We start from the raw sequence: 11,283 nt of genomic DNA on the forward strand, positions 1-11,283 counted from the left end.
AAATTATTCAGGGTGAATTCGCCACTTATTCGAGGTTAATTATCTCAAAAGTGCGCGTTATGGATTCGGACTTACTATGGTCTTAATCGAAACATAAAGAGAACCGAAATGAATAATCAAAACGAGACTATTACTTCTCCTTGTAACAAGCCGCTTCATGTAGTGCTTTTTAAAAGTAAAGAGGGTATTGAGCAACAAGGCGTTCAATGTTACGAAGGTGTCATGACTTTTAAAGAGCTGGTGGATCACTTTAAAGCAGAGAAAGGCTCAGAGGAAATTGGGGAAGTAGATAAGAAGCAACGTGACGTTGATTCAAAGCGAGTAAATGGATTAAAGCAGTACTGGACTACATCCAAAGGGACTGTATTCCCAAATATAACGCTTTTTGCTAACTCCCTCTCTTTAAAAAACTCAGTAACTGTTGGTAATAAGCTGATAATTGAAGCGACCTTAGAAAGGAATGCAGATAGATTTATAGCAGACGGACAAGGCCGACAAGCATTCATTGATTGGTTATTATCTGATGAAAGCAATGCAGAGTTTGAAGATCATACTATTAGTTTTAAATTAATAGTAACGCAAACAGAAAGTCTATCTACCCCAAAAGCCGTACAAATTATTCGACAACTTTTTGCCGACTATCATGTGAAATTAACTAAGCCGAACTCTTCTATCAGTAAGCATTTTGACAATAGCACTGTGTTAAGTCGTTTAATGAATGACTGTCTAGAACTACAAGTAGATTCCTATAAGCTAAAAAGCAAAATTGCTCTCCATGGAAAAATAAAAGCAGGTCATATTTGGACATTCCAACAATTCACTACAATGATGCAAAAGTTCTTAAACTTAACAAATAGCACTGCATCAAAACAAATAACAGATGAAGCTCAATACGAAGATGCCCTTAACTTATGCAGAAGCTATTTAACCTGCATTTTCAGATTATTACCAATTGAGAACATTACGAACACTCAAGACCATGATAAGGCAATGTTTACACGAGCAATTTTTGCAAATGCACTGGGTTATGTAGGTCGTTCATTAATGGATGAAATGTTATTAGATAATTCGATAGCATGGGAACGAATCAATCTAAACGGCATACCTATAGAAGATAAAAGTGATTCATTCTGGCTTGAAGCTAATGTGACTATGAAAGATAAAGGCACAATAAAAATAATCAAGAATACGGATACGCGAATTGGGTCATTGATCTGTAGAAAACTAAGAATTTACCCTTGCCCTGAATTGTCAGCTTGATCATAAGGTAGAGATATGAAACAAGAAACTAAAGTTGACTTGCAGGCGCTTCGATTCCCTGTTGCGTCACTCCACCTTAATAAAACACTCGATGACTTCCTAAATAGTGAAAATGAAAAGCTCACTATCATTACCATCGATCTATCAATTGAACGCTGTATAATGCAACGAATAGCCCATAGAAGCTTACCGTTAGTTTTGGAAAGTGGTTCTTTACAAGAGCCAATTACAAGTGAGCACATAAATTCATGGTGTAATGCATTCGATGAGGAAGATTACGAAGATGTTTCATTTCGACAACACCATGTCATTTTGAAGTATTGATATGTGACAAACTTTATTCGTTAAGGTTGGTATATATCAACCTTAACCTTAGATCAGTATTTTACCAACCTAAGGCTTTATCATGCCTAAAACTAAGTATTTAGAGCTTTAAATATGCGAAATTCACCTTAATTTGTTGATTAAACAAGTATATCACCCATCGAGCTAGTAAAACTCTGCTTTGCTCAAATCCATGAAAAAAAGCAAAAATCAGTAATTAATCTCCCCTTTTCATTCTATAGCCAAGATTACAATGACATGTCTGTCAATTAAAGAGTAAGTCACAATGTCACTAAAGAAAAAAATTACGGCTATTGGTCTATTAGCAACTGTAAGTCTTTTAAGCGTATCTTCAATGGCGAAATCAATTAATCCGAAAGAATTAAAACAAACTCTTTCTCAAAAAGGTGATATCGAAGGTATTCAAGAACTCCCTGTTGAAAACTTAATGCTAGTTAAGACTAAATCAGGACAAACATATTTTGTATCTAAGAATGGCCGCTTTGTCTTTCAAGGGCAGTTAATTGATACATGGTTTAGACGAACTATTGATGAGTTGAGCGAAGCAAGGAATGCTCACCGTGTTCCTCTTGAAAAAATGGGCGTAAAACTAGATGAGCTTGCAACACTATCATTTGGTAACCAAGACATACCTAAGCAAGCAACAATATTCGTTGACCCTAATTGCGGATACTGCCACGCCCTGTTCAATAAAATTCAGCAATCTCCAGAAAAGTACAATGTCGACTTTGTACTAACAGCGATGCTGGGCAGCCAATCTTTACTTGAGTCCAAACGCCTAAATTGCGCTGTTGATAAATCTAAAGCTGTCATCGACCTTATGAACAAGACAAAACTAGCAACAGAAATGAGAGAAGACTGCGATGCAAAGGCTGTTCAAAAAGCACCTATCGTTATGGGATTGCTTGAGGCTAGAGGAACCCCATTCCTAGTTCGTGAAGATGGTTTAACCTTTAATGGGCTACCAAGCGATTTTGATGCATGGCTTGAGATGGAGTAACTAGCAATGAAAGAAATCTTTAAAATCAGCTCAATTCTAGCCATAGCCTCATTATTTTCTGGGTGTTCAGCATTTACGATTGGTGAAGAGGAATTTTCATGTGCAGGTAAACCGGAACTTGGTCTCTGTAAAGGGCCGATGGAGGTTTATGAGTTAACCAACAATCAAGACCACCTTGAGCACATGATGACTGCAGAATATGCAAAAAACGAAGGTGAAATAAAGTCAAATTCAGAAGCAAACCAGAAAGTCATTTACGTTAATAGTGAAGGGGAAGACATTACATACGTATATGAACCAAGAAGTTTGCGAAGACAAAACGCACAAGATTATGACAAAGCCAATATTGTTGGTATCGCTAGCAATGACACAATGTCATATTCGAAACAATCACACGATGAGTTAGATGACTTAAGAACATTCAATTACGTTCCAAATGATATCGCGCCAGAGCCTCTCGCGGTTCTTGAAGAAGCTAAAGCAATGCGTATTTATGTTGCTGCTTGGGAAGATAAGTCTGGAGATTTGAATATTCCAGGCTTCGTTTATGTTGAATTACAACCAAGACGATGGGTTACAGGCCATCAAGCTCAAATGCGCCCAAGTCGAGTATTACCATTTCAAACAATAAAGAAAAGCAAAGTAACAAGCCAAAGAAAAGAAACTATGGCCAAAGGTATCGATCCGTTGAGCATTTCTAGACCTCAGCCTGAGGCTAATAAGTAAAATAGGTGTATAGCATGCTGAATAAAATCCAAGAAGCTATAGAAAAGTTATTGAATCCAGATATCGAAGAAACCCAGCAGAATTTTGCTGGCCCCCTTTGGCGAAGCACCATTGAAGATCAACAAAAGCTTCTCGGAGGTAATAAAGCCGCAGAATTAAACTGTGTAATGGAATATATTAAAGAATATCAAATGTTCTTAATGGAAGGCGGTTACATTGGATTTGTTATCGCCTGCCAACCAACTAACGGGGTAAACAACGAAATAAGAACAGCCTACGAAGGTTTTCTATCTGATGAGTTTCCTCACAACACATTAATTCAACTAAGCCTAGCAGCTTTACCACGAATAGATGGCTTTCTAAGTGGTTACAGACAACTTCGAGGTAAGCGGATTGGTGGTGAAGACGGTGAGCTTGCAGATGCAATGAGCGAATCAGTAATTAATTATTACTCTAAAGCAAGAAAAGAGTCCCTTGATAAAAAATCAGGTATCCGGCCAAGAGATTTTGAACATTGGATCACTGTAAAAATCCCAGTTAAAAACTTTATCCCTTCCGATAAAGAGCTCAAAGAGTTCCTAGAGATAAAAGATAGAACATATTCAATATTCGAAGGGTTAGGCTTAGCCCCATTGATTTTAAATGATGAAGAATGGCTTTCAAGAATGCAGACTTTCTTCAACCACTCACCTAATGCGCTTTGGCGAGATAAAGTAAAAATCAACAAACTAGTCCCACTTGGTGCACAAATATTAGAGCAGGGCGGAATAATTAACCGTGATGAATATGGTCTAGAATTTTCATCTTTAGATGAGAAGTCAAATGGATTTGCTTCAGTCATGACCCTCAAGCAAACACCCGATTACTTGAACTACGGTGATATTATAAACCTGCTAGGTGATTGGCGTTTTGGCAAGCGAACGGTTGCTTGGAACCCATATTTAATGACGCTTAACGTACAGTTACCAAGTATTCATTCGGCAAATGAAGAATTTGATCGCCGTAACAAATGGCTAAAAAAACAAGCAAAAGGAAAAATGCTGGAGTGGGTTTCAACCTTGAAAGATCAAGCACAAGATTATTTTGCAATCGAAGATGAACTGAAAAACTCAAGATTATGTAAAATTAGCCTAAGCATGATAGTCCTTGGTGAGAACAAGAAAGAAACATTCACTGCGACTAGGAAGCTGCAGGCATTCTTCAAACGTAAAGAGTATAAGTTCAACATAGAAACAATTTTGGCGCCTAGCACTTTCTTAAACGCTTTACCTCTTGGACTTGATGATGAATATATAAAATTATCAGACCGGTTTGATGAATGGACGGCAAAAGGGGCTGTATTTTTATTACCACATAGTGCGAGTTGGAAAGGAAACACCTCACGGCCAATTCTAGAGTTTGTCACGCGCTTTGGGCAAATATTCGGTTTAGATATATTTGAAACAGATGGCTCCTTTAATGCACTTATTTGCGCTCGCTCTGGAGCTGGTAAGTCATTTTTCAATAATAAGCTAATCACTTCATACCTAGGCTCAGGTGTTAAAAGCCGGCTTGATGTGGGCAGCGATACTGACGGCGCTCAAGTGTTTGTTATTGACAAAGGTCGCTCATATGAAAACTTAGCAAGCCAGTATAAGAATGCTCAATTCATTGACTTCAATGAGAACATGAAGTTTTCACTTGATCCATTTGCAAATATTGATGACTTTTATGGCAAAGAAGGTCAAGCAGCCATGGTTCATTCCTTGCTGAAAGCAATGGCGTCAGAATCAGGTGATTTAAGTGACTACCAATCTACAGAAATGCTTACAGTACTCACTGAGCTTTGGAACCTTAAAGGGAAAGATTCATCAATCACAGACTTTTCTGAGCTGTGTGAAAAGCACCAAGATGTTGAAATAAAGAGGATAGGGCGCCAACTAAAACCATGGTGTGAAGGCGGTATTTTTGGAGACTTTTTTGGTAAGAAATACCCACCAATAAACTTCAAATCACGATTAATCGTTTGTGAGATGGATGAACTATCCTCGCAACCTCACTTATCACAATGTGTTCTGATGAGCCTTATCAACGCAGCTCAACATGCAATGTTTTTATCAGGCAACAAACAAAGAAAACTTTTCATTCTCGATGAAGCTTGGGAATACCTTAAAGACAAGCCTGGTAAAATCAATTATCTAGCCGAGTTCCTTGAAACAGGTTGGCGTCGATTCAGGAAAACACGTGCAGCTGGCATTTGTATCACACAGAGCTTACTTGATGCTTACCAGAGCCAAGCAGGGATGGCCATAGTTAACAATAGTCCATGGAAGTTTATGTTGGCCCAGGAACCGGAAGCCGTTGATAAACTCAAAGAGTTAAAAGCGTATGATGGTACAGATCAAGACTATGATTTAATGAAAAGCGTTCATACTGATAAGGGCCATTACTCAGAAATCTTAGTGAGATACGGGCAATCGAGGGAAATAGTTAAGCTTTTTGTAGATAAAGAAACCCAACTAGTTTACTCAACTGATCCAGATGACAGGGAGTTAGTAGACAAGTTTAAGTCTCAAGGTTATTCAATTAAAGAAGCTCTAGAACTTGCAAATAAAGAGAAGGGAAGGGGGTAATCACCTCTGTGCGTACACGTATATGTATGTGTACGCACAGATAAATTGCAGATGAAGCGAGTTGTTAAAACTTGCCCAATTCAACTAAGCACTGCTTTCGAAGACCGCAAATTTCATTGAACAATGATTTATTAAACCTCACTCGAACAGCAAAACCATTACCATATGCAACAATACCTTGCGGTGCAGGTAGATACCATTTGTTCAGCATTCCCATATACAATGTAATTTGAGCTCTTTCATATAAATTTACTCCAGTATAGTTTCGAGACTTAAACTCACATACAACAAACCTAAGCTTTAATAGATTGAAGAATAGGGCATCTGGCATACCGACTAGATTATTATTTTCAACCTTTATTGGTTTTCGTCCCCCAACATCACCACCAAGAAATAGATAATAAATAGGCACTTGGAGCTTTCTCTTGACCCTATACCCTTTTGCAATCAGTACGATCACTACGATAGAGAAAACTAGGAAAATTTGAATAATAAGTAACATATGAAACCTATAATAGTTAAAAACACAGCGCGTATTAGATTTGAACTTTTACCTGCCCGGGCGTGCTCTCGCGTGCCTCTTTTAGCTAGCTTTTTATCGAATGCACCACCTTTAGCTTTCCTAAATAATTCTCTATCTGAGTAATAAAGGGCTAATTGGGAGACTGGTATTGATTTTTTTTGGTTCATTTACACCTCCTTATGTCACTCATTATTTCACGCAAAAAAATTGAGGCAGAGATTAAAATCAAGAAAATTGAGTTTTTTTTTGAATTCCAGCGCAATTGTTTAACCAGGGTTTAATGGAAGACATACAAACACTAAAACAAGGCAAAGCTGTGATTTACTTAAACCAAGTCGATCTAAAAAAACTGGTCCAAGAACAACTACCTAAGTCAGGAATAGTTAATGCTTCTACGTATAACTATGTAAATGAACTAAGCAAGTTGCTCTCTGATCACCGGCATGAAGCTCTATCCCTGGCACTTATAGGGGAGCTGAAGCATAAAGCTCATTACTTAAATGACTTAGCTGAAAAATCGATGCGGATGTATTTCATCCACTTTCTGGAAGATATTGTGATGGGAAGAAACTCAAGAGCTGCAGGGGACATCAAAGTCCGCTGTGAATACTGTTCCGGGTTAGCATCACTTTCAGAATCAAAGCACATATTCAAAGGTAAAGATCACGGCTTAGTTTATCTTTGTGAAAACTACAAATCAGGATGTGATTCATACGTTGCAGTGCACAAAGGGGATAACTTACCTCAAGGAACCCTGGCTAATGCCGGCACTCGAAGCGCAAGACAAAAGGCACACAAAATATTAGATGTACTTTGGAAAGAGTATGGTTTTGCAAGAGTTGATGTGTACAGACAGCTGGCTAACTACCTAGAAGTTAAACCTAATGATTGCCATATTGGTAAATTTACCGAGCAACAATGTGAATCAGCGATAAACTTTACGAAATTAATAATTTAATTATTCCACAATGCCCGTTAATACTTTTGGCATTCCCAACCCATAGCCTTGGCCAAAACAAAAGCCAAGGCCTCTTGCTAATTCAACGTGTTCTTCAGTCTCCAAGCCCTCAGCACAGACTTTACATCCGAAAGACTCGTTGAAAGTCGATACGAATTTAAAAACCTTCTGGCACTTAATATCATGTAGAGACTTAATACCAAAGTTTCCATCAAGCTTTATCATGTACACATCAAGCTCACAAAGCATTTCAAAATTAGAGACACCAGTACCAAAATCATCAATCGCAAATAGATACCCATTTGCTGCCATTGAATTAGTGTTCACCAAAACATCATTGAACATCTTGTGTGAACAGGGGCGCTCAGTAATTTCAAATATCACTCTTGTCATATCAATTTTGAATTTTCGAAAGTAATAATTAACCAATCGCTTAAAGCCCTCAGAAGCAACTTGGGCAGGTTCTAAGTTCACTGTAAACTTTACATCACTAAACTTCGGATCGTTTAAATATGGCCTTATAGCCTCAAGGGTTAGCAAGGTTAGCTGATCTGATTTACCCGAAGAGATTACATCTATAACAAGATCTTCAATTGAAATACTAGCAAACTGTCGCGACCTTAACAGAGCTTCATACATAACGACCTTATTAGTTTTAAGGCAGAAAATTGGCTGAAAATGAAATGTGAAACTTTTAAAATCCAATTCCGCCCTATGTATCGCACTCACATCTGATTCAATAATAATTTCTCGATTGTCAGCTAGCATAGTAACCCCTCGCATTAATACACTAACTCTATATCAACAAACCCGACCTAATACTTAAAAAAAAGATAAATTCAGGTAATAAATTACTAAACAAAGGTTAAACAATGAAAAATTGTTTAATTTTGCAGTTTTTTCGACACGCCCAACTATAAGTAGGTGCTAATTTGTTGGGGATATTAACAAAGGAGCATATTTTATGAGTTCTACATTGAGCAAAATGATCGTAAAAATTAGCAGCGGTAATTCAAAACGAACTGTTGATGAACAGGTGAACGTGGGATACCAATTTATCTTGTTCGTACTATTCATTTGTTTTGGTGCAAGCCTATATTTAATAGCAAATGCAGCAACATTAATTATTTTATTTAGACTTGTCGTTCCAGCTTTAATCTGCGGATACATTGCAAAGTGCATTATTGATGTATTGAAAGGTGGGAAAGCCGCCAAGCTTGAAGCGTCAAAGCAATTAGCGGCAATGCGAACTGGCGAAAATAGCTAATATTAAGAGTTGTAACCTAGCACTTGCCAGCAAATAGGGTCTATTTTTAAAGGTTTTACTGTCGCACTATCTAAATCGACATAAGAACCATGATGCGAAATAGATCCCTTTCTTAATAACTCCCACAAAAGCCTTGTTGCTTCCAGTACAACCTTTTTGTTAATTCCATACTCCTGCTTACGTAGAGCTTCTATGTGGCTGCAAGAGTCCTCGTCAACATCGACAATACTCTCTAATTGGGGGTATAAATCAAACACATTGGGTAGCTTATTAATTTGTTCGTAAGCGTGACCTAAAATAATCTGGCCTGATGCGCGTCCGTTGCCCAAATCTAACCACATTAGTGATTTATTATAACTAGAACCACGATTATCATTAGCAAAAAAACGCCCCATATCAGCACGAACCTTGGCTTTATCCACACAAGTAACCACCAAGTCATAGTTTCTATAATCAAATACCTCTGGCAATAGACGCTCATTTTTATATTTCCAACTTAAGTTGCCATGTAAATTAAACCTTGAAACAAGCGTTTCAGCTTTATACATACCAACATCAACAGGATAAAACCCTTGCCTACCGACATTTGATTCACTAACTTTATCATCGTCATACACACTGATGTTTAAGTGAACTTGATGATTGGTTACCTTTCGCAATAAATAATCAAGCTGAAAACATTCTGATAAAAACGCAGAGCCTGTACCACCCGCACCAATAACTAATATATTTAATGGTTTAGAAATCCATTCTGATGGAATTGAAAACGTGTTCATTTTTTAACCCCTTTAATGTGACCGGACATACAATGTGAATTATTCACTATCAATTTGAATGTGAAATATTCACAAGGCCGTGCTTAAAAACTCTCCCAAACGCATAAATCGATTCAACTCTCGCATTCTTACTTTTGCATTTCTTAGGCACTTTGTGTTGGCTTTAGCGCTCCAAAATGCGAGCAAATTTTGCGTTGTTACAACTTCCTTTGCTTTAAGGGTCTTATCGTGATTTACGTGAGTGAAGTTTGAGGCCAGTACAGTTTTCTCAACATCATTCATGCATTCAGCAATTGATATGATCTTTTTGGGTAAAGTTGCATTTCCTTGGCAAACAACTCCATTAGAATAAATATTCATCAGTGGCGCATGATACAAATGCGTATTTTCATTGGGGCGTTGATTACTTGGTAAAGCAAACACAATTAACCCATTTGGTTCTCCTTGTTTATCTTTTTCCAAACAAAAAAGAAGGGCAGGGTAGATAATTGAAAATTCAGTCTTGGTGTTATGACTTCTATACCAAAAAATACCCTTATGAGAAGGTTTGTGCCATACAAGCGCTTTACTGTTATTTAAGATCACATTGCTTGGCAGCAGTTCAAAGTCATCGGTTTTAGTTTCAATTTTCTTAGGTGAGAGTTGTGAGCGCATTATTTCTATACATTCAGGTACATCAATGTATTCACCTAACTTCATGCCATCACTATCAATCATGTGCTTTGTCGCACAAAAGATATTGTTCGCAGATTGCCCATGAAATACAAGAGCAACCTGTGGTGTATGATTATTCATTTTTATCTCCGAATTTAGAAGGTAAAAACAGAATACCCAACGATGATAAACGCGCTTAACTTGACACTAAAACCCCTATTAACACATCAGCCATACGCATTTGCTTTAATGCATCTAGACAACGGACATCAGTTAGGTCAATTTTTAATTCGCCGTTTTCACAAGAGTCATTGAAGTATTGATTTAAGTTATTTAAAGCCGCTGTATCATTAGCTAAATCAAAACTAATAACACGTAAATCTGATACAATTACATCTGAACAAGTTTCAAAATAATTAACCAAATCATATTGGCAATGAGAAAGTAATAGCTCACTAAGGACTTTCAATTTATAAGCGAGTGGATGAGATACAAGGGGGTTTTGTGTATCAGACCAATTCTGTAACACAGCTAAAATATTATTGAGACTAGTTTTCAAATCATCATAGAAAAACAGATCATTAAATAAACCGTCATTATGAAGGTCAAAGTTAAATTCTATACAGTCTTTTAAACTAAAGATCAGGCTATCAATATCACCATACATATCAATAAACTCTTCTGTCACTCCTGAGTGATGTTCATTAAGAAACAAAGCCAATTCTTCATCCTCAAGCTCAAAAACTGACTCTTTCAATGCATTACGACTTTCAGAACTTAGATCTCGTACATATTCCATCAATTCCTGATCAACACTGTGCGAGTACATCAAATCGAGCGATGTATTATAAGTACCAATACAGGCTAAAACATTGATTAAATTCACTGTCAGATCTCTTAATGGCTTTGGCTTATCTTTTAAATCAATATCAAGCACAGCCAGACCTTGACCATACGTAAACTTCAAGTAGGCATCTGGAGATGAATAATAGTTATATTTAGAAGCCTCAAAGAACACAGATTCAATGTCTAGCTCTACAGTCCTAGTCATAAAATCAGCAATTTGTTCATTAGTTGATAACCCAAACTCTTTGAGCTTACTTACCCAAAACTCTTTGTAATCCATGAGTTGAGATTCAATTGCTTTAATAGTTAAGTCATG

Annotated in this window: 12 protein-coding genes; 7 read left to right on the forward strand and 5 right to left on the reverse strand. The window is 37.2% G+C overall.

The genetic code is table 11. The features are described 5' to 3' along the window. Positions 1 to 108 precede the first annotated feature (108 nt). From J8L73_RS16740 to J8L73_RS16760, 5 genes are all read left to right on the forward strand, one after another. On the forward strand, positions 109 to 1,260 hold the full coding sequence (locus J8L73_RS16740) for a DGQHR domain-containing protein (RefSeq protein WP_211018792.1): 1,152 nt from the start codon (positions 109 to 111) through the stop codon (positions 1,258 to 1,260). Positions 1,261 to 1,275: 15 nt separating this feature from the next. Beyond that, on the forward strand, positions 1,276 to 1,584 hold the full coding sequence (locus tag J8L73_RS16745) for a hypothetical protein (RefSeq protein ID WP_211018794.1): 309 nt from the start codon (positions 1,276 to 1,278) through the stop codon (positions 1,582 to 1,584). Positions 1,585 to 1,870: 286 nt separating this feature from the next. Next, a complete protein-coding gene (locus J8L73_RS16750; protein ID WP_138533981.1) occupies positions 1,871 to 2,605 on the forward strand; it encodes a DsbC family protein in 735 nt (244 codons plus the stop codon). A 6-nt stretch (positions 2,606 to 2,611) separates the two neighbouring features. Then, positions 2,612 to 3,331 carry a TraV family lipoprotein gene (locus J8L73_RS16755; RefSeq protein ID WP_211018796.1) on the forward strand — a complete coding sequence of 240 codons (720 nt, stop codon included), beginning with the start codon at positions 2,612 to 2,614 and terminating at the stop codon, positions 3,329 to 3,331. Positions 3,332 to 3,345: 14 nt separating this feature from the next. Beyond that, positions 3,346 to 5,943: a TraC family protein gene (locus tag J8L73_RS16760; RefSeq protein WP_211018797.1), complete on the forward strand. Its 2,598-nt coding sequence runs from the start codon at positions 3,346 to 3,348 to the stop codon at positions 5,941 to 5,943. Between the two features lie 64 nt (positions 5,944 to 6,007). Here the strand turns inward: J8L73_RS16760 and J8L73_RS16765 are convergent, their stop codons facing one another. Continuing rightward, on the reverse strand, positions 6,008 to 6,445 hold the full coding sequence (locus J8L73_RS16765; protein ID WP_211018799.1) for a hypothetical protein: 438 nt from the start codon (positions 6,443 to 6,445) through the stop codon (positions 6,008 to 6,010). A 301-nt stretch (positions 6,446 to 6,746) separates the two neighbouring features. On the opposite strand from J8L73_RS16765, the gene J8L73_RS16770 reads away from it, so the two are divergent. After that, positions 6,747 to 7,424, forward strand: coding sequence for a zinc-finger-containing protein (locus J8L73_RS16770; protein ID WP_211018801.1), 678 nt, complete (start codon positions 6,747 to 6,749; stop codon positions 7,422 to 7,424). Here the strand turns inward: J8L73_RS16770 and J8L73_RS16775 are convergent, their stop codons facing one another. Beyond that, positions 7,425 to 8,192, reverse strand: coding sequence for an EAL domain-containing protein (locus J8L73_RS16775; protein WP_211018803.1), 768 nt, complete (start codon positions 8,190 to 8,192; stop codon positions 7,425 to 7,427). 196 nt (positions 8,193 to 8,388) lie between these two features. Between J8L73_RS16775 and J8L73_RS16780 the strand changes: the two genes are divergently transcribed. Beyond that, positions 8,389 to 8,691 carry a hypothetical protein gene (locus tag J8L73_RS16780; protein WP_182831060.1) on the forward strand — a complete coding sequence of 101 codons (303 nt, stop codon included), beginning with the start codon at positions 8,389 to 8,391 and terminating at the stop codon, positions 8,689 to 8,691. Between the two features lie 2 nt (positions 8,692 to 8,693). Here J8L73_RS16780 and J8L73_RS16785 read toward each other — a convergent pair whose 3' ends face one another. From J8L73_RS16785 to J8L73_RS16795, 3 genes are all read right to left on the reverse strand, one after another. Next, a complete protein-coding gene (locus J8L73_RS16785) occupies positions 8,694 to 9,467 on the reverse strand; it encodes a PRTRC system ThiF family protein (protein ID WP_211018805.1) in 774 nt (257 codons plus the stop codon). Between the two features lie 69 nt (positions 9,468 to 9,536). Next, positions 9,537 to 10,262: a hypothetical protein gene (locus J8L73_RS16790; protein WP_211018807.1), complete on the reverse strand. Its 726-nt coding sequence runs from the start codon at positions 10,260 to 10,262 to the stop codon at positions 9,537 to 9,539. A 55-nt stretch (positions 10,263 to 10,317) separates the two neighbouring features. Beyond that, positions 10,318 to 11,283 (reverse strand): hypothetical protein (locus J8L73_RS16795; protein WP_211018809.1); only part of this gene is annotated, 966 nt, incomplete at its 5' end.

The sequence above is a fragment of the Pseudoalteromonas sp. MMG006 genome (assembly GCF_018101025.1).
In the GTDB taxonomy this organism is placed as follows: domain Bacteria; phylum Pseudomonadota; class Gammaproteobacteria; order Enterobacterales; family Alteromonadaceae; genus Pseudoalteromonas.

What these genes read in the sequence shown, in the direction of transcription:
- J8L73_RS16740 (WP_211018792.1), top strand. Translation starts at nt 109, where the DNA reads ATGAATAATCAAAACGAGACTATTACTTCTCCTTGTAACAAGCCGCTT.
- J8L73_RS16745 (WP_211018794.1), top strand. Translation starts at nt 1,276, where the DNA reads ATGAAACAAGAAACTAAAGTTGACTTGCAGGCGCTTCGATTCCCTGTT.
- J8L73_RS16750 (WP_138533981.1), top strand. Translation starts at nt 1,871, where the DNA reads ATGTCACTAAAGAAAAAAATTACGGCTATTGGTCTATTAGCAACTGTA.
- J8L73_RS16755 (WP_211018796.1), top strand. Translation starts at nt 2,612, where the DNA reads ATGAAAGAAATCTTTAAAATCAGCTCAATTCTAGCCATAGCCTCATTA.
- J8L73_RS16760 (WP_211018797.1), top strand. Translation starts at nt 3,346, where the DNA reads ATGCTGAATAAAATCCAAGAAGCTATAGAAAAGTTATTGAATCCAGAT.
- J8L73_RS16765 (WP_211018799.1), bottom strand. Translation starts at nt 6,445, where the DNA reads ATGTTACTTATTATTCAAATTTTCCTAGTTTTCTCTATCGTAGTGATC.
- J8L73_RS16770 (WP_211018801.1), top strand. Translation starts at nt 6,747, where the DNA reads ATGGAAGACATACAAACACTAAAACAAGGCAAAGCTGTGATTTACTTA.
- J8L73_RS16775 (WP_211018803.1), bottom strand. Translation starts at nt 8,192, where the DNA reads ATGCTAGCTGACAATCGAGAAATTATTATTGAATCAGATGTGAGTGCG.
- J8L73_RS16780 (WP_182831060.1), top strand. Translation starts at nt 8,389, where the DNA reads ATGAGTTCTACATTGAGCAAAATGATCGTAAAAATTAGCAGCGGTAAT.
- J8L73_RS16785 (WP_211018805.1), bottom strand. Translation starts at nt 9,467, where the DNA reads ATGAACACGTTTTCAATTCCATCAGAATGGATTTCTAAACCATTAAAT.
- J8L73_RS16790 (WP_211018807.1), bottom strand. Translation starts at nt 10,262, where the DNA reads ATGAATAATCATACACCACAGGTTGCTCTTGTATTTCATGGGCAATCT.